21 protein-coding genes are annotated in these 20,111 nt (G+C 59.8%); 17 read left to right on the forward strand and 4 right to left on the reverse strand.

The annotated features are described in order from the left end of the window. Nucleotides 1–6: 6 nt before the first annotated feature. Together R6X40_RS00605 and R6X40_RS00610 are read left to right on the forward strand one after the other, a co-directional pair. On the forward strand, nucleotides 7–1,440 hold the full coding sequence (locus R6X40_RS00605) for an aldehyde dehydrogenase family protein (protein WP_318410105.1): 1,434 nt from the start codon (nucleotides 7–9) through the stop codon (nucleotides 1,438–1,440). 181 nt (nucleotides 1,441–1,621) lie between these two features. Further along, entirely contained in the window at nucleotides 1,622–2,527 is a 906-nt protein-coding gene (locus tag R6X40_RS00610) for a DMT family transporter (protein WP_412178298.1), read from the forward strand. Nucleotides 2,528–2,539: 12 nt separating this feature from the next. Here the strand turns inward: R6X40_RS00610 and R6X40_RS00615 are convergent, their stop codons facing one another. Next, a complete protein-coding gene (locus R6X40_RS00615) occupies nucleotides 2,540–3,718 on the reverse strand; it encodes an aminotransferase (RefSeq protein WP_318410107.1) in 1,179 nt (392 codons plus the stop codon). Between the two features lie 17 nt (nucleotides 3,719–3,735). Continuing rightward, nucleotides 3,736–4,782, reverse strand: coding sequence for a LysR substrate-binding domain-containing protein (locus R6X40_RS00620; RefSeq protein WP_318410109.1), 1,047 nt, complete (start codon nucleotides 4,780–4,782; stop codon nucleotides 3,736–3,738). A gap of 253 nt (nucleotides 4,783–5,035) precedes the next feature. On the opposite strand from R6X40_RS00620, the gene speB reads away from it, so the two are divergent. The 13 genes from speB (at nucleotide 5,036) to R6X40_RS00685 (ending at nucleotide 15,925) form a co-directional block, all read left to right on the forward strand. Next, nucleotides 5,036–6,097: an agmatinase gene (gene speB, locus R6X40_RS00625; protein ID WP_318410110.1), complete on the forward strand. Its 1,062-nt coding sequence runs from the start codon at nucleotides 5,036–5,038 to the stop codon at nucleotides 6,095–6,097. Between the two features lie 132 nt (nucleotides 6,098–6,229). Beyond that, a complete protein-coding gene (locus tag R6X40_RS00630) occupies nucleotides 6,230–7,036 on the forward strand; it encodes a transporter substrate-binding domain-containing protein (protein ID WP_318410112.1) in 807 nt (268 codons plus the stop codon). Nucleotides 7,037–7,040: 4 nt separating this feature from the next. Further along, on the forward strand, nucleotides 7,041–7,709 hold the full coding sequence (locus R6X40_RS00635; protein ID WP_318410114.1) for an amino acid ABC transporter permease: 669 nt from the start codon (nucleotides 7,041–7,043) through the stop codon (nucleotides 7,707–7,709). Continuing rightward, complete coding sequence (locus R6X40_RS00640) at nucleotides 7,706–8,353, forward strand: amino acid ABC transporter permease (RefSeq protein ID WP_318410116.1); 648 nt, start codon at nucleotides 7,706–7,708, stop codon at nucleotides 8,351–8,353. Before R6X40_RS00635 ends, R6X40_RS00640 begins: the two co-directional genes overlap by 4 nt. A 97-nt stretch (nucleotides 8,354–8,450) precedes the next feature. Continuing rightward, the gene (locus R6X40_RS00645) at nucleotides 8,451–9,539 is read left to right on the forward strand and encodes an ABC transporter substrate-binding protein (RefSeq protein WP_318411251.1); all 1,089 of its coding nucleotides are present in this window, start codon (nucleotides 8,451–8,453) and stop codon (nucleotides 9,537–9,539) included. A gap of 220 nt (nucleotides 9,540–9,759) precedes the next feature. Beyond that, nucleotides 9,760–10,797 carry an ABC transporter ATP-binding protein gene (locus R6X40_RS00650; RefSeq protein WP_318410118.1) on the forward strand — a complete coding sequence of 346 codons (1,038 nt, stop codon included), beginning with the start codon at nucleotides 9,760–9,762 and terminating at the stop codon, nucleotides 10,795–10,797. Further along, entirely contained in the window at nucleotides 10,794–11,648 is an 855-nt protein-coding gene (locus tag R6X40_RS00655) for an ABC transporter permease (protein ID WP_318410119.1), read from the forward strand. Before R6X40_RS00650 ends, R6X40_RS00655 begins: the two co-directional genes overlap by 4 nt. After that, entirely contained in the window at nucleotides 11,645–12,445 is an 801-nt protein-coding gene (locus R6X40_RS00660) for an ABC transporter permease (RefSeq protein ID WP_113312632.1), read from the forward strand. Before R6X40_RS00655 ends, R6X40_RS00660 begins: the two co-directional genes overlap by 4 nt. Then, nucleotides 12,442–13,218, forward strand: coding sequence for a carbon-nitrogen hydrolase family protein (locus R6X40_RS00665; protein ID WP_318410122.1), 777 nt, complete (start codon nucleotides 12,442–12,444; stop codon nucleotides 13,216–13,218). Before R6X40_RS00660 ends, R6X40_RS00665 begins: the two co-directional genes overlap by 4 nt. 54 nt (nucleotides 13,219–13,272) lie before the next feature. Further along, on the forward strand, nucleotides 13,273–13,611 hold the full coding sequence (locus tag R6X40_RS00670) for a GFA family protein (protein ID WP_318410124.1): 339 nt from the start codon (nucleotides 13,273–13,275) through the stop codon (nucleotides 13,609–13,611). A 101-nt stretch (nucleotides 13,612–13,712) separates the two neighbouring features. Next, nucleotides 13,713–14,213: a DUF3833 family protein gene (locus R6X40_RS00675; RefSeq protein ID WP_318410126.1), complete on the forward strand. Its 501-nt coding sequence runs from the start codon at nucleotides 13,713–13,715 to the stop codon at nucleotides 14,211–14,213. 101 nt (nucleotides 14,214–14,314) lie between these two features. Continuing rightward, on the forward strand, nucleotides 14,315–15,268 hold the full coding sequence (locus R6X40_RS00680; RefSeq protein ID WP_318410127.1) for a ring-cleaving dioxygenase: 954 nt from the start codon (nucleotides 14,315–14,317) through the stop codon (nucleotides 15,266–15,268). Nucleotides 15,269–15,367: 99 nt separating this feature from the next. After that, nucleotides 15,368–15,925, forward strand: coding sequence for an NADPH-dependent FMN reductase (locus tag R6X40_RS00685; protein ID WP_318410129.1), 558 nt, complete (start codon nucleotides 15,368–15,370; stop codon nucleotides 15,923–15,925). Nucleotides 15,926–15,940: 15 nt separating this feature from the next. Here the strand turns inward: R6X40_RS00685 and R6X40_RS00690 are convergent, their stop codons facing one another. Beyond that, nucleotides 15,941–17,497 (reverse strand): VOC family protein, encoded by a 1,557-nt coding sequence (locus tag R6X40_RS00690; protein ID WP_318410131.1) that lies wholly within the window; start codon nucleotides 17,495–17,497, stop codon nucleotides 15,941–15,943. A 121-nt stretch (nucleotides 17,498–17,618) separates the two neighbouring features. Next, nucleotides 17,619–18,485, reverse strand: a complete 867-nt coding sequence (locus R6X40_RS00695; RefSeq protein ID WP_318410132.1) for an SDR family NAD(P)-dependent oxidoreductase — start codon at nucleotides 18,483–18,485, stop codon at nucleotides 17,619–17,621. A 193-nt stretch (nucleotides 18,486–18,678) separates the two neighbouring features. On the opposite strand from R6X40_RS00695, the gene R6X40_RS00700 reads away from it, so the two are divergent. Both R6X40_RS00700 and R6X40_RS00705 read left to right on the forward strand, forming a co-directional pair. Further along, complete coding sequence (locus tag R6X40_RS00700) at nucleotides 18,679–19,434, forward strand: Crp/Fnr family transcriptional regulator (protein WP_318410134.1); 756 nt, start codon at nucleotides 18,679–18,681, stop codon at nucleotides 19,432–19,434. 133 nt (nucleotides 19,435–19,567) lie between these two features. Then, on the forward strand, nucleotides 19,568–19,951 hold the full coding sequence (locus R6X40_RS00705; RefSeq protein WP_318410136.1) for a hypothetical protein: 384 nt from the start codon (nucleotides 19,568–19,570) through the stop codon (nucleotides 19,949–19,951). Nucleotides 19,952–20,111: the final 160 nt, after the last annotated feature.

A 20,111-nucleotide genomic window follows, 5' to 3' on the forward strand; every position in this document is an offset into this window, starting at 1 on the left:
AAAAGCATGTTCGATAAACGCAAATTCTACATCAACGGTGAATGGGTTGCGCCGGTGGTTGCCAACGATCTAGAGGTTCTGAACCCGGCAACGGAAAAGCCGATCGCGGTGATTTCCATGGGATCCGCCGGCGATATCGACCGCGCTGTTGCCGCCGCCAAGAAGGCCTTTGCCACCTACAGCCGCACCAGCACCGAAGAACGCCTGGCGCTGTTGGAAAAGCTGCTTTCGATCTACAAGCGCCGCTATGAGGAAATGGCGCAGACGATCACCATGGAACTCGGTGCGCCGATCACAATGAGCACCGAGCAGCAGGCTGATGTCGGCGTTGGCCATCTTCAGGGATTTATCGATGCGCTGAAGCGCCTGCATATGCGCGAAGTTCTGCCGAATGGAGACGTCATGCTGCGCGAGCCGATCGGTGTTTGCGGCCTGATCACGCCGTGGAACTGGCCGATCAACCAGATCGCGCTCAAGGTCGTCCCAGCCTTGGCGACGGGTTCGACCTGCGTGTTGAAGCCCTCCGAATTCACGCCGCTGAACGCGCTGCTTTATGCCGAAATGGTGCATGAAGCGGGCTTTCCGGCAGGCACGTTCAATCTGGTCAATGGTGATGGCCTCAACGTTGGTGCTGCTCTCTCCAAGCACAAGGATGTCGACATGATGTCCTTCACCGGCTCGACCCGCGCTGGCATCGCCGTCAGCAAGGATGCGGCCGAAACCGTCAAGCGCGTGACGCTGGAGCTGGGTGGAAAGTCGCCGAACATCGTCTTCGAAGATGCCGACCTTGAAGATCGCGTTGCCGGTAGCGTGTTGGAATGCTTCAATAATTCCGGCCAGTCCTGCGATGCGCCGACGCGTCTTCTGGTGCAGAAGTCGGTTTATGACAAGGCCGTCGAGATCGCGACGCGCGTCGGCAAGGAAGCCAGAGTTGGCAACCCGACCGAAGAAGGCAGCCATATCGGTCCGCTGGTCAGCGATGTGCAGTTCGGCCGCGTTCAAGCCCTGATCGAAGCCGGTATCGCCGATGGCGCACGCCTGCTTGTTGGCGGCGCTGGCAAGCCGGAAGGTTTTGAAACCGGCTATTACGTCAAGCCGACTATCTTTGCCGATGTCAACAACACCATGCGCATCGCCCGTGAAGAAGTGTTTGGCCCGGTACTGGCGATCATGCCGTTCGAGACCGAGGAAGAGGCGATCGAGATCGCCAACGACACCAACTACGGCCTCGCAGCCTATGTCCAGACCGGCGATCCGAAGCGCGCCGAGCGTGTGGCCTCGCGCCTGCGGGCCGGCATGGTGCATATCAACGGTGGACCGCATCGATATGGCAGCCCGTTCGGCGGCTACAAGCAATCCGGCAACGGCCGCGAAGGCGGCATGTTCGGCCTTGAGGATTTCCTCGAGGTGAAGACTGTGCATCGGCCGGACGCAGCCTGAGATCGGCCAATCTGACTTAAACCAATGCCCGCAGGCGAAGAAGCGTCTGCGGGCATTGGTTTGCCGTTTCTCAGCGTTCAATAGACAGAAGTCGCGGTTTTCCAGCGAATCGTTCTGATACCTTCTATGCGTTACCGCGCGGCATCCAAGGTGCTGCACCCTTTCGTATTGGACAGCATTCGTGACAGACGCCGCGCTTCCCTCCTCCTCATCTGCTTCATCATCTGCCAATCGGCTTGCGCTGATAGCGCTGCTCATCGGCGGCGCTGCGATTGGCGGGTCGCCGATCTTTGTGCGGCTCTCGGAAGTCGGGCCAATGGCGACGGCATTCTGGCGCGTGGCGCTGGCGTTGCTGCCATTGCTGATCTGGTCGAGGACGACGGGAAAGACGGTTACCGATTCCAAGCCTGCCGGATTCGCGGATTACGCGCTGTTGGTGCTTCCGGGCATCTTCCTGGCGGTGGATCTCGCTGCCTGGCATCTGGCTTTGCATATGACCTCGGTTGCCAATGCGACGCTGCTTGCCAATCTGGCGCCGATCTTCGTGACGCTCGGCTCGTGGCTTTTGTTTCGCTCGCATGTCAGCGGCGTGTTCATTGCAGGCCTCGCAACAGCGCTTGCGGGTGTTGTGATTCTCAAGGGCGGGCCGATGGCGCTGGGCGACGGCCAGCTGGCGGGTGACGCGACCGCGGCATTGGCTGCGGTGTTCTATGCCGGGTACATCCTGTCGATCGGCCGGTTGCGCAGCCGGTTTTCCACCAATCGGATCATGATCTGGAGCACGGGATCGGCTGCCGTCTGCATGTTTCCGATCGCCTTCTTTTTCGAGGCGAGCTTCATGCCGACAGCCCTGTTCGGCTGGGCGATCCTGATCGGCCTCGCCTTCATCAGCCATGCCGGCGGGCAGGGGCTGATCATCTATGCGCTCGCCTTCCTACCGCCGGCGTTTTCATCGCTGACGCTGCTTTTGCAGCCAGTCGTAGCTGCAATCCTCGCGTGGCTGTTGCTCAACGAACCGGTCGGGATGATGCAGGCGATCGGCGGGCTGATCGTTCTCGCTGGTATCCTGATCGCCCGCCGAGGCTGACCGAGTTCCCGGTCAGATGCCCGGCAGGTTGAAGGTCGACAGCCGCTCTTCGAGCTTCAGGATTGTCTCGACGTCGGCATTGGCAAAGGCAAAGCGCAGGTAGCCTTCCTGACCCTCGCCGAAATAATCGCCGGGCAGGCAGACGATGCCGGCAATTTTCGCCAGCTTTTCCGCGACGAATTCCGAGCGGATATCCGGGTAGGGGTGGCGGATATAGGCGAAATAGGCTCCGATCGCCTGCAGCTTCCAGCCCTTGAGCTTGCCCATGACCTGCTTCAGCGCTTCGGCACGGTTGGCGATTTCGGCGCGGTTGCCGGCTCTCCATGCGTCCAGCGCCGGAATGGCTGTGGCAACGGCAGCTTGCGCCGAGCGCGGTGCGCAGATCTGCAGGTTATCCATGATCTTGGCGACCTGTTCGACGACGGCGGGGCCTGCCGTGATGGCGCCAAGCCGATGGCCGGGAATGCAGAATGATTTGGAGAAGCTGTAGAGGCAGACGAGGCTATCCTGCCAGCGGTCGATGGTCAAAAGGTCGTGCGGCGCGCCGCTGCCATCTGGCAGGAAGTCCCGGTAGGTTTCGTCCAGAATGAGCCACGTGCCGTTGGCGCGGCAAAGATCGAAGATCTGCCGCAGCAGGGCAGGCGGATAAACCGAGCCGGTCGGATTGTTGGGCGTGACCAGAGCCAGGGCACGGATGCCGGGTTTCAGCGCCGCAGCGATGGCTTCGATATCGGGCAGAAAACCGTTGCCGGCGTCGCAAGGCACCAGTTCGACGCCGATGCCGAGCATCGCCAGCGTCGTCTGCTGGTTGAAATAGAAGGGGTTGGTCATCAGGATCGTGTCGCCCGCACCGGCAACCGCCATTGCTGTGCAGATGAAGGCCTGGTTGCAGCCGGAGGTGACATGGATATTGTCGTCACTGACGGACGCGCCGTAGAGACCGGACACATGCGCCGCATAGGCGGTGCGCAGCACCTGCTCGCCCTCGATGGCGCCGTATCCGGTGAACGCTGCCGAAGCCGCGGTTTCGCTCAGCCATTTCAGCATGTCGGGATGCGGCGGATAGCCGGGAACAGCCTGGCTGAGATCGATCAGCGGTCCACGTGAACCGTCATAGGCCTTGGCCCAGGCAAGCACGGAAGGCACCGGCGGCGGCGAAAGCTTGGCGATGAGCGGATTGAAATGCGGCATCGGATTATCCTGTGGTTCTAAGACTTGGCTCGGCGTTTCGGCGTTGGCTCCGGACGTCTGGTGCGAGCCGGAGAGGATATGGGCTGAAAACCGTCCTTGGCGGGTAGGCGTTCCGGCGCGCTGACCTTGGAGGTGCGGGCGCGAATAATGGTGCGTGCCGAGGTCTGTAGCTCCGGCATGGGGTCGTTTTCAAGGGCTGAAAACAGCCAGTCGATAAAGACCTTGACGATCGGGGCTGCGCGGATCTCGTTGCGGCAGGCGACATAGAAGGCATCATTGGCAGGCACGGTGAGGTCGAAAGGCGCGATCAGTTCGCCCTTGGCAATCAGGCTGCCGGCGGTGATGGTATCGCCGAGCGCCACACCCTGATTGTGCAGGGCTGCCTCCGTCGAAAGCCGGGCATCGCTCATGAAATGCTGGCGGCTTCGCTTGATGTCGAGGCCATCGGCGGCGGCAAGCCACGTCTTCCACTCGCGCCCGTCGTCGCCATGCAGGATGACATGGTCGCGCAGATCGCGCAGCGAGCGCAACGGCCGCATGTTGAGCAGGGTCGGGCTAACCACCGGAAACAGTTCCAGCTGGCTCCACAACCGCGCCCAGCAATCCGGCCAGTTGCCGTCGCCATAGAGCAGGCAAAGATCGACGTCGCTGGAAAACAGGTTGGCCGCGTCGTTGGAAGCGATCAGCGTCAATTGCACGTCGGGAAACTGCTCGGTGAACTGATGCAGGCGGGGGATCATCCAGAACGACAGAAGCGCCGGTACGCAGACGATGCGCAACTCGCCGCTGGTGGTCGGCCGCGTCATGGCCGCGGTGGCCGCTGCAATGCCTTCGAAGGCATGGGTGACGGCAGGGAGCAGAAGCGCACCCTGCGATGTCAATTTCAGCCGCTTGCCGCCACGCTCAAACAAAGCAGCGTTGAACGACAGTTCCAGCGCTCTTATCTGATGGCTGATCGCACCATGCGTGACGTTGAGTTCGCGGGCCGCGGCCGAAACGGACCCACGCCTGGCGGTCGCCTCGAAGGCGCGCAACGGGTTCAGCGGGGGCAGGCGGCTGGACAATTCTAGGCTCCGGCGTGTGCAAAACGATGTTAGTTTTTCTCACATCAAACGCTATAACAATGTCAATTGATTTTCCAATCAATTTGTTTCCTAATACGATCAACAAAGGCAAAAGCCTGGGGAACATGCATCCGGTACCACCTCTGGCAAACAGTGGCGGTTTCCTGGGGTTGGCGGGAAGAGCAAGTCATTTTACGCTCGATAACCGTCTCAAATCGCACGTTTTCCAGGCCCAACATAAGGTCAAGCGGATATGGCGTGGGATGACAGCAAGCTCAACGAGCTGAAGGCGAAGTACGGCGAAGCCCATGGCGGCGAGATGTTCGACCCGACCTTCCGCAAGGTTGCCGACAAGATCTTCTCCAAGAACGGCACGCGCCTTGCGCCTTATTCAGGCATTCCGACGTTCCTGATGGCGCCTTATGTGCCTGTCGATGCCAACGAACCCGATTTTGGTAACCTGCAGGTCGCCATCGTCGGCGTGCCGATGGATCTGGGTGTGACCAACCGTCCGGGCTCGCGTTTCGGGCCGCGCGCCATGCGCACCATCGAGCGAATCGGTCCTTATAATCACGTGCTTGGCTGCGCTCCGGTGCATGATCTGCGCGTGGCCGATATCGGTGACGTGCCGTTCCAGAGCCGCTACCGGCTGGAACTCAGCCATGACGATATCGAAAAGCGCATCAACCAGATCGTCGATGCGGGCGTTGTGCCGCTTTCCGTCGGCGGCGATCATTCGATCAGCCATCCGATCCTGAAGGCCGTCGGCAAGAACCGCCCGGTCGGTATGATCCATATCGATGCCCATTGCGACACCGGCGGCGCCTACGATCTCACCAAGTTCCATCACGGTGGCCCGTTCCGCAACGCGGTGCTGGATGGTGTTCTCGATCCGACCCGGACCATCCAGATCGGTATCCGCGGTTCCTCGGAATATCTCTGGGAGTTCTCCTACGAGTCCGGCATGACTGTCATCCATGCGGAAGAAGTGACCGGCATGGGCATGCCTGCGATCATCGAGAAGGCGAAGAAAATTGTCGGCGATGGCCCGACCTATCTGTCCTTCGACATCGACAGCGTCGATCCGAGCTTTGCACCGGGCACGGGCACGCCTGAGATCGGCGGCCTCACCACCCGCGAAGTGCTGGAACTGATCCGCGGCCTGAAGGGGCTGAACCTGGTCGGCGGCGATGTCGTCGAGGTCGCGCCGCAATACGATTCGACAACGAATACCGCCCACGTCGGCTCGCAGGTCCTGTTCGAGATCCTCAGCCTCATGGTGTTCAGTCCGTTCGTCAACGGCAAGCGGGACTAAGTTTCCCTACGCCGGCGGCGCCTCACACGGGCTGCCGGCTACCTCCTCCTTGCAGGTCGGGAGAGGGTGAGGGATAAGCAACCGCATACGCAGGCGTGCCTAATCAAACAAAATTCAACAAGGGGAATGAAAATGGCCAAACTCTCGACTTTTAAATCCGGTCTTACCGCCGCGCTGATGCTGAGCGGCGCCGTTCTCGGTTTCGCATCGGTTGCCCATGCCGATGCCATCGACGATATCACCAAGGCTGGTGTGCTGAATGTCGGCGTGTTCGCCGATTTCCCGCCCTTTTCCTCGGCCAGCGCCGACATGAGCCTCAAGGGCTATGACATCGACGTCGCGCAGTACATTGCCGACGCCCTCAAAGTGAAGCTGGTTCCGGTTCCGGTCACCGGCCAGAACCGCATTCCGTATCTCACCGAAAAGCGTGTCGATATGCTGGTGAGCGTTGGCTTCAGCAAGGAGCGCGCCGAGGTCATCGATTTCGCAGCCGCCTATGCGCCGTACTACATCGCTGTGATCGGCCCGGCCGCCATGGATGTGAAGGGCAAGGAAGACCTCGCCGGCAAGAGCATCGCCGTCAACCGCGGCACGCTGGAAGACACCTCGCTGACGGAAGCTGCCCCCAAGGACGCCGATATCAAGCGTTTCGACAACTACAACTCGGTCATCCAGGCCTTCATTTCCGGTCAGACCGAACTGATGGTCGTCGGCAATGACGTTGGTGCCCAGGTTCTGGCCCGTCAGGAAGCCTTGAAGCCGGAGCAGAAGTTCCAGCTCCTGACCTCGCCGTCGCATCTGGCGCTGAACAAGGGCGAAGATCGCCTGAAGGCAGCGATCAACGATGCCGTTGCCAAGATGCTGGCCGATGGCAAGCTGAATGCAAGCTCGGAAGCGTGGCTGAAAGTCCCGCTCAATCCTGAAAACCTGAAGGATTGATCGTTTGGGCTATGTGCTCGATTTTGGCTGGTTGAGCGATGCGGTCTCCCTGATCGCCAGCGGAGCAGCCATGACGATGTTCCTGATCGCGGTGTCGGCTGTTGCCGGCATCGTGCTCAGCGTTCTCGGTGCCGCCGGACGGCGCAGCCGCCACGCGTGGCTGCGCCGCGCCATTGCCGGCTATGTCGAGCTCATCCGCAACACGCCGTTTCTGGTGCAACTGTTCTTCATCTATTTCGGGCTGCCCAGCCTTGGCATTCGCCTTGATCCCGTCGTCGCCGCCATTCTGGCGATGACCCTGAACATGACGGCCTATACGACCGAAATCGTCGGGGCCGGTCTCGATGCCGTGCCGAAGGGGCAGAAAGAGGCAGCGCTTGCCCTTGGCCTGCGGCCACGTCAGGTGTTCATCAAGATCGTCCTGCCGCAGGCCTTGAAGGTAATCTTTCCGGCGCTGACCAGCCAGATCGTCATCATGATGCTGGAATCGGCCGTCGTCTCACAGATCGCCGTGCGCGAACTGACCTATGAGGCCGACCTCCTGCAGGCCCGGACGTTCCGCGCCTTCGAGACCTATTTTATTGTCACGCTGGTCTATCTTGCCTTGAGCATCGGCCTGCGCCGCCTGCTGGTGGCCAGCGGCAACCGTTTCCTCTCCGGAGGCGTGTCGTGATCGAATTCACGCTTTGGGATATCGTCCGTAATCTGCTGTTGGCGGCGCGTTGGACAATTCTTCTGTCTGCTGTCGCCTTTGCCGGTGGCACCATCGTCGGCCTCGTCATCCTGTTCATGCGCATTTCCAAGCGCCGTGCAGTTCAGCGCTTCGCCGAATATTACATCGGACTGTTTCAGGGCACGCCGCTTCTGATGCAGCTGTTCCTGCTGTTCTTCGGCCTGCCGCTGCTCGGTCTGCGCATCGAGCCCTGGACCGCCGCGGTACTCGGACTGACGTTCTGCTCCAGCGCCTTTCTGGCGGAAATCTGGCGCGGTGGCGTCCAGGCGGTGCCCGTTGGGCAATGGGATGCCGGTAGCAGCCTCGGACTGCATTATCTAAAGCAGTTACGCCTGATTATCCTGCCGCAAGCCTTTGCGATGACACGGGCGCCGACCGTCGGGTTTCTGGTTCAGCTGATCAAGAGCACCGCGCTGACGTCGATCATCGGTTTCGAGGAACTGGTCAGAACCTCGAACGCGATCAACAATGCCACCTTTGAACCCTTCAAGGTTTATGGTTTTGTGGCGCTGATCTATTTCGCCTTGTGTTTCCCGCTGACGCGATACGCAAAAATGCTGGAGCTTCGCGCTCTAAAACACTGATCAAACCATGGTCCGGGGCTTGCAAGCCGGAACAAAAATTGGGAACAGACCGGAAGCTTTTTAAAAAAGGCGGCCGGCATAAAACAGGAGAACGATGATGACTGAATTTCTGAAACAGACGATCGGCCGCCGTGCCGTGTTGGGCGCTGGCCTTGCCGGTGCATCGATGCTGGCCATGCCGTCGATCCTGCGCGCGCAGGAAAAGTCGCTGAAGGTCGGCGTCTACGGCGGTTACTTCAAGGATTCGTTCGACAAGAACATTTTCCCGGACTTCACCAAGGCGACCGGTATCGCCATCGAAGCCATTGCCGAGCCGACCGGCGAAGCCTGGCTGGTTCAGCTCGATCAGGCTGCCAAGGCAGGCCAGGCTCCGGCCGACGTCTCGATGATGTCGCAGGTTGCAATGCTCAAGGGCCAGGCGACCGACCTCTGGGCGCCGCTCGATATGTCCAAGATCCCGAACGGCTCGAACCTGATCGACCGTTTCGTCAACAAATATCCTGACGGCCGCGTTGCCGGTATCGGTGCCGTCTCCTGGTACATCACGCTCGTCACCAACACCGACGTCTTCAAGGAAGCTCCGACCTCTTGGGAAGCATTCTGGGATCCGGCAAATGCCGACAAGCTCGGCCTGTTGGCACTGGTTTCCAATTCCTTCCTGCTCGAAGTGACGGCAAAGACCTACTTCGGCGGCACCAATGCGCTGGATACGGAAGAAGGCGTCCAGAAGGCTTTCGACAAGCTGGCCGAAGTCAAGCCGAACGTCCGCCTGTGGTATCGCGACGAAGCCCAGTTCGAACAGGCGCTGAAGTCGGGCGAAATCCCGATGGGCCAGTATTATCATGACGTCACCGGCCTTGCCGCTGCCGATGGCAATCCTGTCCGCTCGACCTTCCCGAAGGAAGGCGGCATTCAGGACTCGGGTTGCTGGGCACTGTCGCGCGCTTCGACCAAGGTCGAGGAAGCCCATCAGTTCATCAACTACATGAGCCAGCCATCGATCCAGGCGCTGCTGTCGCGCAAGGTCGGCACGTCACCGACTGTCAAGCGCGAGCTGATGGACCTGACGGATGCCGAATTCGCCGCCGTCTCCTCCGACATCGAGCCGATCATTCCGCGCTACGATCTCTACCAGACGAAGTCGGATTGGCTGAACCAGAAATGGACCGAACTGATCGTTGGTTGAGGCAATAGCTGCCGGCAGGGTGGGATACCCCCCCCTCTGTCGGCGACGCCGACGTCTCCCCCTCAAGGGGGGAGATTGACCGCCCGCTTTGTACGCCCTTGCACTTATGAAGTGAGGGGAAAAAAATGATCTCCCTCCTTGTGGGGGAGATGTCACGAAGTGACAGAGGGGGGTAAATTCTCCACTCGCTCGGGCTTTTGATAAGCATTAAAGGAACACCATGTCAGGTCTGGCCCTCAATAATGTCACGAAGGAATTCGGGACTTTCACCGCGGTCAACAATGTAGAGCTGACGGTGCCGCATGGCACGTTTGTCTGTATGCTCGGACCGTCCGGTTGCGGCAAGACCACGCTGCTCAGGATGATCGCCGGCCTTGACCTGCCGACGGGTGGCTCGATCCAGCTGGATGGCGAGGACATTACCCATGTGCCGACCCACAAGCGCAATCTCGGCATGGTGTTCCAGTCGCTGGCGCTGTTTCCGCATCTGACTGTCGGCGAGAATATTGCCTACCCCTTGCGCATTCGCGGCGTGCCGAAGGAAGACCAGAAAAAACGCGTCGATGAACTGCTGTCGATGATCCATCTCACGGGCTATGCCGACCGGCCAGTGGCAAAACTCTCCGGTGGCCAGCGTCAGCGTGTGGCCATTGCCCGGGCGCTGTCGATCTCGCCAAAACTGTTCCTGCTTGATGAGCCGCTGTCGGCGCTGGACGCCAAGCTGCGCGAGGCAATGCAGGTCGAGCTGCGCCAGTTGCAGCAGAAACTCGGCATCACCACCATCGTCGTCACCCACGATCAGCGCGAAGCGATGACCATGGCCGATACGGTTGTTGTGATGAAGGGCGGCGAAATCCGCCAGGCTGCTTCGCCAATCGAAATCTATCGCCGCCCCGCCGATACGTTCGTGGCCGATTTCATCGGCTCGACCAATCTGCTCGAGGCCGAAGCCGACAACACCGGCCATGTCACCGTGCTTGGCCAGCCAGTCACCGGCGTCTCTCTCGGTGCTGATACGCGCAAGGCGACGCTGTCGATCCGGCCGGAAGACGTGCACCTGACGGCACCCGGCAACGGCGCGCTATCCGGCACTGTCACCTTCGTGCGCGATCTCGGCGGCACGATCGAAACCTTTGTCGATATCGCCGGCCGCCAGATCGTTGCGGTCTCGACGCCGCGCGCCCGGCCTGACGTCACTGTGGGCCAGCCGGTCGGCGTGGTCCTGCTCCCCGACGTTTGCGTGGTGCTGGCCAAATGAGACGCGAAGCCCCGCAGAAACTCGGCGACTACGGCCCGCTGTTCTTCCCGGCGATGATGCTCATCGTCTTCTTCGTCGTGCCGTTTGCGACGATGATCGCCGTCTCGTTCTTCCAGCGCCAGCAGGGCGGTTTCTATGTGCCGGCCTTCGAGCTGGCCAACTATCAGCGGTTCCTCAGCCTGTTTTTCGCCAATGTGCTCGGCTTCTCGCTGATGCTGGCGGTGACGGTGGCGATCTGCTGCGTGGTGCTCGCCATTCCCTTCACCTATCTGCTGACGCGCATGAGGCGAAAAGTGCAGATCGTCTGGCTGGTGGCGCTGCTGTCGGTTCTGTCGCTGTCGGAGGTCATCATCGGTTTTGCCTGGTCGACGTTGTTTTCGCGTACCGCCGGGATCACCAATCTTCTGGTTATGGCCGGGATCATGAGCGAAGCCAAGGCCTTGCTTCCGAGCTTTGGCGCGGTGCTGACGGGCATGGTCTATCAGGCGTTTCCCTATACTGTTCTGGTGCTTTACCCCGCGCTGGTCCGGCTTGACCCGACGCTGACCGAAGCGGCCCGCACACTCGGTGCTTCGCCGATCAAGGCCTTTTTCACGGTCGTCGTTCCGGCGCTCCGCAACACCATCACGGCAACGCTGATCATGGTCTTCATCTTCGCGCTCGGCTCCTATCTCTTGCCGCAGCTGCTCGGCCGGCCGCAACACTGGACGCTGTCGGTGCTGATCACTGATCAGGCGATCTACCAGTCGAACATGCCGTTTGCAGCCGCAATGGCTGTGTTCCTGGTGCTGGTAACGCTCGGCCTCGTGGCATTGACCGTTCTTGCCGGACGCAAGGGAGAAGCGGCATGACCGGTGCACTGAGCAAAGTCTATTTCTTTCTGATTGGCCTGTTTCTGGCAGCACCGATGATCGTCGTTGCCGGCGTGTCGGTGAATGCCAAGCAGACGCTGGCCTTTCCGCCAAAGGGTTTTTCGCTCTCCTGGTATGGCGAAATCTTCCTCAATCCGGAATGGCGCAACGCCTTGTTTGCCTCGCTGACGCTGGCCATTTTGTCGGCGGCACTTGCTGTTGCCATCGCCTTGCCGCTCGCCTGGTTCCTCTGGCGGCGGATTGCGCCCTGGGCGAACATCTTCCAGCTGCTCGGCATAGCACCGTTTACGCTGCCGCCCGTCATCACCGCCCTTGGCCTTTTGACGTTCTGGGCAACGACGGGCTTTTACGGCCAGCCGTGGACGGCCGTCGTCAGCCACGCGATCTTCTTCGTGACGCTGCCGCTGGTCACCCTGTCGCTCGGCTTTACCGCCATCGACCGTTCGCTGGTGGAGGCTGCGGCAACGATGGGTGCCGATGACCGGACGATCTTCCGTACCGTCGTCCTGCCGCTGATCCTGCCTTACATCGTCTCGGGTTATGCCTTTGCCTTCGTGCTGTCGCTCAACGAATATATCGTTGCCTACATGACCGTCGGCTTCACCATGGAAACGCTGCCGATCAAGATCTTCAATGCGCTGCGCTATGGCTACACGCCGACCATGGCTTCGGTGACAATCCTTTTCGTGGCGACCGCCGCTGTTATCTTCTCCCTCGTTGCGCGGTTTGGCGATCTGCCGAAACTGCTCGGCGCCATGTCATCGGACGACACATGATCACCCTTGCCGCCTTGCAGATGAAATCGGAAAGCGGCGATGTTACCGCCAATCTCGCCCGCGTCGAACAGGCGGCACGGGAAGCGGCGGCAAAGGGGGCTAGCCTGCTAATCACGCCGGAACTCGGATTGACCGGCTACGGCGCAGGCGATGTCATTCGGGAACTGGCAGAGCCTGCGGACGGGCCGCTGGTTCGGCAATTGCAGAGGATTTCGGCCGCCCTTGGCATTGCCATCATCGCGGGCTTTGCCGAGAAGGCGGAAGGTACGATCTTCAACAGCGCTGTCTATGTCGATGGTTCGGCTGAGCCAGTCGTCTACCGGAAATCCAACCTCTACGGTGATTACGAGCGGGCGCTGTTTGCCACTGCCGAGCCGGGCACCATCGTATTCGATCATCGCGGCGTGAAATGCGGCATGCTGATCTGCTACGATGTCGAATTTCCGGAAAATGTCCGGCGGCTCGCCTTGGCGGGTGCCGATGCCGTTCTGGTGCCGACGGCCTTGCCAGCCGGTTATTCCGGTACATTCATCGCCGATCACATGATCCAGACACGGGCTTTCGAAAACCAGGTCTTCGTTGCCTATATCAATCATTGCGGTGCCGATGAACGCTTCACCTTCGCCGGCTCATCCCGGATCGCAGCACCCGATGGCAGCCTGCTTGTCCGCGGCGCTTCCCATGGCGAAGCGCTGATGGTCGTCACCGTCAATCCGGCTGATTTCAAAGCCTCAAAGAGCGAGAATACCTATCTGGCTGATATGCAGGGGTGATCTTCGGCCGGTGTGGATGTACAATTGGGCGTCCGCGCTGGTTGAGGAACCGCAATGGCAGAGTGGATAACAGGCAGCTGTCACTGCGGCGCAGTTCAATTGTCCCTGGCTGGTCCACCCTCGGTGGTGACGGAATGCCATTGTTCGATCTGCCGACGGTATGCGCCGCTCTGGGCCTACTACCAAACCGACTATGTATTCTTGACCGGACCAACGGATATCTATCGCTGGGGACGCAAGCAGGTCGATTTTCATCGCTGCAACACCTGCGGCTGCGTGATGGCGTGGCTACCGCGTGGCGATTATCCCGAATGCGGGGTCAATGCACGTATGATCGATGGATTCGACCTTGGCGCGGTGACGCTGATCGTTGAAGAGGATTCTTCCGTTTAACCGGCGATGTCCTGTCGAGGTGATGAAAATGTCCCTTTGCCGCCTGCTGCGGAAACCATCCGTGTTTTTCACTCGTATTCTCCTCAACCGAGGAGAGAGACATGAAACACATTCTGTTTTCGCTGAGCGTTCTGACGCTGTTGTCCGCTGCGTTGCCGGTGTCCGCGAAGGATACGATGATGGAGACCTTCTTTCGCGGCAGAACGACTGCGACGGGTTCATTTTCGGCTGTAAACGGCGTCAAGCGACAGTTCGATGTGATCCTGACCGGCCGGGTGCGTGGTGATGTGCTGACCGTGCGGGAGGATTTCGTCTATTCTGATGGTGAAAGAGATCGCAAGACATGGCGCTTCGTGCGCACTGGCCCGTCTACTTATTCCGGAACGCGTGAAGACGTCGTCGGCACGACCACCGTGCGGGTGGATGGCAACACCGCGCGCTTCAATTATCTCGTCGATCTTGATCCCGGGCCTGGCCGGAATATTGTGCGCTTCTTCGACAAGATGGTTCTTGCCAATGACGGCAGGACGATCTCCAATACGGCGACCGTGTGGAAATACGTCTTTCCCGTCGCGCGGGTGAAAGTGGATTTCAAGCGATAGCCATTGTTCAACTTTGGTGAACATTCTGTCCGTGTCGGGCCACTTTATTAAACGGGTTCCACAACCGATATTCGCATCATAGATATCGAATGGAGGCAGCCATGAGCTTGCAACTGACAGGAATTCACCACCTCACTGCGATCACCGCGAACGCCAAGGAAAACCTGCGTTTCTACACGCAGATCCTCGGCATGCGGCTGGTCAAGAAGACCGTCAATCAGGACGATACCACCGCCTATCACTTGTTCTATGCCGACGGCGAAGCAACGCCGGGCACGGACCTGACCTTTTTCGACTGGCCTGTGAACCGCGAAACCCGTGGTACCCATAGCGTTTCGCGCACTGGCCTTCGTGTCGGCAGCCCGGAGAGCATCGAATGGTGGAAGGCGCGGTTTGGCCAACTGAGCATCGCGTCGGGCGATGTCATCGAGATCGACGGCCGTCTGTCGCTCGATTTCGAAGATGGCGAGGGTCAGCGTTTTCGCCTGATCGACGATGGCGGGCTTGCACCGTCCCATCCTTGGGATCGCAGCCCGGTTCCGGCCGAACACCAGATCAAGGGCCTTGGTCCAATCACCATGAGCGTTCCGGATATGATCAATACGCAACTGGTGCTGGAGCAGGTGCTGAACATGACCAAGCAACGCCAATACCCGTCGCCGGATGGCAATGGCGAGGTGCATGTGTTCTCGATGGGCGAAGGCGGCCCGGCCGCCGAACTGCATGTTGCCGTACAGCCCGGCTTGCCCACCGCCCGCCAAGGCGCTGGTGCCGTCCATCACGTTGCCTTCCGCGCGCTGGACGAGGCGGCGCTGCATGAATGGACGGAGCGGCTTGAGGGTTTCCGCCTGCCGTCGAGCGGTGAGGTTGAGCGCTTTTACTTCCGCTCGCTCTATTTCCGCGAGCCGAACGGCATCCTGTTCGAGATCGCCACCGACGGTCCGGGCTTTGCCGTGGACGAACCGATGGAAACGCTGGGCGAAGGCCTGTCGCTACCGCCGTTCCTGGAACACAAGCGCGTCCAGATCGAGGCGCGGTTGAAGCCGCTGGTCTAACCGTTGAAATCAAGCCGGGAGCAGAACTCCCGGCTTTTTTGTCTGTACTTTTTCGCGTTTCGCCGCATTCTTCCGGCAAAGTAAAAGGGATTCTCTCGCATGACAAAACTGATCGGCATTTCCGGAAGCCTGCGCAAGGCGTCGTTCAATACCGCTCTTTTGAAAACGGCGATGACGCTTGCGCCTGATGGTGTGACGTTCACGGCGGGCACCATCGAGGGCATTCCCCTCTACAATGCTGATGTCGAACGGGAGGGTGTGCCGGAGGCGGTGCAAGTGCTGAAGGACCAGATCGCCGCTGCTGACGGCGTCATCCTGTTCACCCCGGAATACAACAATTCGATGCCGGGCGTTTTCAAGAATGCTATCGACTGGGTGAGTTCGTCGATGACCGGTGCCCCCAATGTCTTTGCCGGACGCGCCTTTGCCATTGCCGGGACATCGCCTGGCCCATTCGGAACGCTGCTCAGCCAGAATGCCTGGCTGTCCGTCCTGCGCACCCTCGGTGCCGACCTCTGGTCCGGCAAACGTTTGATGCTGCCGAAGGCTGGATCGCTGTTCGACAAGGAAGGTCATCTGATCGACGAAGAGGCCAAGGCAAGGCTGAAGAGCTTTGTCGAGGCTTTCGCGGGCTATGTCGCCGCAAAGTCGGCGTGATCCTCGGCGGGGACATCAGTCCCCGCTTGTTTTCAACCACTCCTGGACGGCGTCTGCGTCCATTGGGCCGATCTCGTGGCCGGCATTCAGCGTGATGGTCGTGAGCGTTGCGCCCGCGTTGCGCAACGCGCCTTCCAGCGGTGCGGCATAGCGCGAATAGCCATCGGTCTTTCCCGTCACCAACAGGATTTCGGTGCCGGAAAGGTCTGCTTCCGGCACGGTATCCAACGGGTTCATCATCCGCAGCAGCGCGGCTTTGCGGATCAGACCGGGGTGTAGCAGCATGGTGGCGATCAGCATGTTGGCGCCGTTGGAGTATCCGACAAAAACCATCTTTTCGCGGTCGAGACCATAGGCTGAAGCAGCCCCTTCGATCATCGCGACGAACGCTTCGACTTCCGAAGCAATATCCTTCTGGTCGAAGGTGAAGGGCGTGATCCTGCGGAAGAACCGCGGATGGCCTTCTTCGGTGCTGCGGCCCCGCAGGCTGAGGAGAAGCGCATTCGGCGCGATCTGGCGGCCGAGTGGCAGCAGGCTGGTTTCGTTGGCGCCGCTGCCGTGCAGGAGCACCAATGTACTGCCGTCGGGATTGTCCGCCTGATGCAGGCGGTGGATGAACGGCAGGTCGCGCTCCGTGAACCGCTCTTCGCCGGGCAGTCCGAATTGCGGCAGCATGACGAGATTATCTTGCCGATCCCCGCCAAAATGCTCAGGCACGAAGAGCTTTGTTCCCAACGTTTCCGGACTTTCATCGACCATCATGCCGGGCGAATCGGTGGCGAATTCAAACAGCGTTCCACCGGGTTCGCGGACATAGAGCGAATAGAAATACTTGCGGTCATGGGCATTGATCTCACCGGCGTCTTCGGCCTCGAGTTGCGTGCGCAAATCCTTGACTGCAGCCTCGCTCGTGGCGCGGAAGGCGATATGGTCGATGGTGCCGGTGCCGGGCGCCGCCGTCCAGAAACCGCCAGCATCGCGGACATCGATGATATCGCCGGAATCCGAGACAAGGCGCCGGATCGCATCCGTCCTGTCTGCTTCGGTATAGCCGAAATGTCTCGTGACGAAAGCGGCCGTGTCATCGGGCGTCGCGGTCAGGATCGCCGCGCCGCGCAGCCGCCGGATCGCTTCAGCTGGCGGAATGTCGGCAGTGGCATACAGGGCGGGGCCGGTGACGGCGTTGCTGCCGACCAGCTTGACGATGACGCCGTCTGGATCCTTCAGCCGGATGACTGGCTCGCCGAACTCATGCGTGGGGCCTGTCGCCGTCACGTTGTAGCGCAGCGCCCGGGTCAGCCAGAAACCGATGCTTTCCGGGGCGATGGCAAAGGCGATCTCGCTTGGCTGGCCATGACCGACGCGGCCGGGCGCACCGTCTTCCCAAACGAGAAATGTAACGAGCGATCCCGGCGATCCGGTCTCGTCACCGTAGATCAGATGCAGCTGCGCGGCATCCTCAAAGCCCGCCGTCCGCTTGACCAGCCGCAGGCCGAGAAAGCCGACATAAAAATCGACATTCGGCTGCACTTTGCGTGTGATCAGGGTGATGTGGTGGATGCCGCTTGTCATATTTTGAAATCCGTTGCTTTGACTGCAGAAAAGCAGCAAAAAGAGCGCTGCGCCAGCGCTCCTGCGTGAACACATTGTCCACCGTATAAACGCCCTAACAAACACCAGTCTATCGTCGCCCTTAGCGGATTCCCGGTCTATCCTTTGCAAGGAATGCCTTGAAGGCATCGGCGTAGTCCGGATGCCAGCGTGACAAGGGCGGACGGTTTTCGATGATATCGCCGGCTGCCCAGAGGATGCGCTTTTCATCGGTCGCACGCGCCACGTCATTGTCCGGGCAGAGAATATAGAAATCGCCGCCTTCAAGGCTCTGCATCATGAAATCGACGGTCTCCTGCGAGGTCCAGGCAGCATCGGGTTTTTCAGTGCGGCCGTTTGCGGTGAGCCCGGTGTAAACAAAGCCGGGGATCAGCAGATGGGCTGTGATGTTGCAGTCGTGTGTGTTGCGCAACTCGTGCTGCAGCGCTTCGGTGAAGGCTTTGACGCCGGCTTTGGCGACATTGTAGGCGGGGTCACCGGGCGGCGTGGTAATGCCCTGCTTGGAGCCTGTGTTGATGATCAAGCCGGTCTGGCCGTGAGCGATCATCGCGGGCGCAAAGATGCGCGAACCATTGATGACGCCCCAGAGATTGACCGCAAACACCTTTTCCCACGCATCCTGTGCGCCGAGCAGTGCGCTGCCCGGCTGGATGCCGGCATTGTTCATCAGCACATGTACGCGGCCGAAGCGCTCGATTGCGCCTGCTTCCAAAGCCTTGAGAGAATCGATGCTCGATACGTCGGTTGCGATCGCAAAGACGCTGTCGGGACCATGCGGGGAGAGGGCCGCCGTCTCACGGGCCGCCTTGTCCAGATGCTCGCCTGGTAGATCGGCGAGCACGACATTCATGCCAAGTCCGGTAAAGCGCCTGGCGGCGGCAAGTCCGATCCCGGACGCGGCTCCGGTCACGACGGCAACATGGTGATTGGCAAAGGCTGGATGATTCATTTGCTCTTCCGTCTCTTTCATGCGCTGATGACGGGCTTGCCGGCCCGCGCTTGAGCGGAAAACTAAGGTCCCGATCCGGATAAGTCCACCACTCCGTTGAAAACGCCTCTTGCCGGAACACGACCCGGCTCTAATTTTGAAAGGGAAATCAACATCCTGATTTCTCACTCGGAATAACACGCAGAGGACCCGAATGGCAGCGCCAAAAACTCGGAACAACCGACAGACGCCATGTGAACAATGTCCTCTGCGTGCCCTCCCGCATTTCCGTGAGTTCAAGCCGGATGAATTGGAGTTCGTGTCGAACTTCAAGACCGGCGAACTGGCCGTGGATGCTGGAACCACGATCCTGGTGGAAGGATCGCACAGCGCCCATCTGTTCACGGTGCTGTCCGGCTGGGGGTTTCGCTACAAGATGCTCGACGACGGCCGCCGCCAGATTCTCAACTACATGATGCCCGGAGACCTCATCGGTCTGCAGGGTACCCTCATGGGCGAGATGCAGCATTCGGTCGAAGCGCTTTCACCGGTGACACTGTGCGTTTTCGAGCGCGACAAACTCGGTACGCTCTACCGCAACTATCCCGATCTTGCCTATGATCTGACCTGGATTGCGGCGCAGGAAGAACGCATCCTCGACGAAAATCTACTCAGCATCGGGCGGCGGTCGGCGCTCGAACGCGCAGCCTATCTGCTCGCGTTCCTCTATCAGCGCGCCAGGGCATGCAATCTGTTCGTAGGTGAGCGTGTCTCCATTCCGATCACGCAGCAACATGTCGCCGATACGCTCGGACTTTCGATCGTGCACACCAACAAGACGCTGAAAAAGCTTGGTGAACGTAAGCTGATCCGCTGGGCAGATCGCGGTTGCGACATCCTGGACGATGAAGGGCTGATGAAAATATCAGGGTGGGATGGATATCGCGAGACGCTCCGGCCGTTCATCTGAGGTGGCGGAGGCGCGGTTTAATCGCACCGGGAGGTGTCTTATTTAAATGCCGTCGCCCCTGTCTTGTCATAATTGTCGGTTCCAAGGCCTGCGCTCGCACGGAGCAGGATGATTCTCGGACAGGACCCCATCGGTGACGCTCACGGAAATTCCAGTGTCGATCAAGCGCGTTCTGGTGCTGGAAGACAATTTCATCATCGCCATGGAAGCCGAGGATATTCTCACGTCGATCGGTATCGACCATGTCGAGATTGCCGGAAACGTTGCGGAGGCGCAGGCTCTGCTCAAGGAGCACGCCTTCGATTTCGCCTTTCTCGACGTTAATCTGGGTTCGCAAACGAGCTTTGACTTCGCCGGTCTGCTGATCGAGCGTGGCATAGCCTTCGGTTTTGTCAGCGGCTATGGCGACGACTTCGTTTTTCCGCCAGCGTTGCGCGACATATCCCGCATCACCAAGCCTTTCAACGAAAGCTCTGTGGCTGGCCTCCTCGCCACAGCCCTGGCCAGCCGGTCCTAGACCGCTTTCCCTCCACAGGGATTTTCCAGCTCCACTATCCTGCGGGCTTTCCGCCGCTCAACCTGCGGTTTTCGCTATGCTTATGGAAAAAATCCGCATAGCTTCTCCATTGCCGTCAACACGGTGAGGGGCATGTTTGCTCATCTTGTAACGAATGATT

The sequence above is a fragment of the Rhizobium sp. PL01 genome (genome assembly GCF_033447125.1).
Lineage (GTDB): Bacteria > Pseudomonadota > Alphaproteobacteria > Rhizobiales > Rhizobiaceae > Pararhizobium.

Excerpts from the sequence above, each read along its gene's own strand:
- R6X40_RS00645 (WP_318411251.1), top strand. The coding sequence starts at position 8,451 with ATGACTGAATTTCTGAAACAGACGATCGGCCGCCGTGCCGTGTTGGGC.
- R6X40_RS00675 (WP_318410126.1), top strand. The coding sequence starts at position 13,713 with ATGAAACACATTCTGTTTTCGCTGAGCGTTCTGACGCTGTTGTCCGCT.
- R6X40_RS00670 (WP_318410124.1), top strand. The coding sequence starts at position 13,273 with ATGGCAGAGTGGATAACAGGCAGCTGTCACTGCGGCGCAGTTCAATTG.
- R6X40_RS00615 (WP_318410107.1), bottom strand. The coding sequence starts at position 3,718 with ATGCCGCATTTCAATCCGCTCATCGCCAAGCTTTCGCCGCCGCCGGTG.
- R6X40_RS00630 (WP_318410112.1), top strand. The coding sequence starts at position 6,230 with ATGGCCAAACTCTCGACTTTTAAATCCGGTCTTACCGCCGCGCTGATG.
- R6X40_RS00655 (WP_318410119.1), top strand. The coding sequence starts at position 10,794 with ATGAGACGCGAAGCCCCGCAGAAACTCGGCGACTACGGCCCGCTGTTC.
- R6X40_RS00700 (WP_318410134.1), top strand. The coding sequence starts at position 18,679 with ATGGCAGCGCCAAAAACTCGGAACAACCGACAGACGCCATGTGAACAA.
- R6X40_RS00660 (WP_113312632.1), top strand. The coding sequence starts at position 11,645 with ATGACCGGTGCACTGAGCAAAGTCTATTTCTTTCTGATTGGCCTGTTT.
- R6X40_RS00650 (WP_318410118.1), top strand. The coding sequence starts at position 9,760 with ATGTCAGGTCTGGCCCTCAATAATGTCACGAAGGAATTCGGGACTTTC.
- R6X40_RS00680 (WP_318410127.1), top strand. The coding sequence starts at position 14,315 with ATGAGCTTGCAACTGACAGGAATTCACCACCTCACTGCGATCACCGCG.
- R6X40_RS00605 (WP_318410105.1), top strand. The coding sequence starts at position 7 with ATGTTCGATAAACGCAAATTCTACATCAACGGTGAATGGGTTGCGCCG.
- R6X40_RS00695 (WP_318410132.1), bottom strand. The coding sequence starts at position 18,485 with ATGAATCATCCAGCCTTTGCCAATCACCATGTTGCCGTCGTGACCGGA.
- R6X40_RS00685 (WP_318410129.1), top strand. The coding sequence starts at position 15,368 with ATGACAAAACTGATCGGCATTTCCGGAAGCCTGCGCAAGGCGTCGTTC.
- R6X40_RS00665 (WP_318410122.1), top strand. The coding sequence starts at position 12,442 with ATGATCACCCTTGCCGCCTTGCAGATGAAATCGGAAAGCGGCGATGTT.
- speB (WP_318410110.1), top strand. The coding sequence starts at position 5,036 with ATGGCGTGGGATGACAGCAAGCTCAACGAGCTGAAGGCGAAGTACGGC.
- R6X40_RS00690 (WP_318410131.1), bottom strand. The coding sequence starts at position 17,497 with ATGACAAGCGGCATCCACCACATCACCCTGATCACACGCAAAGTGCAG.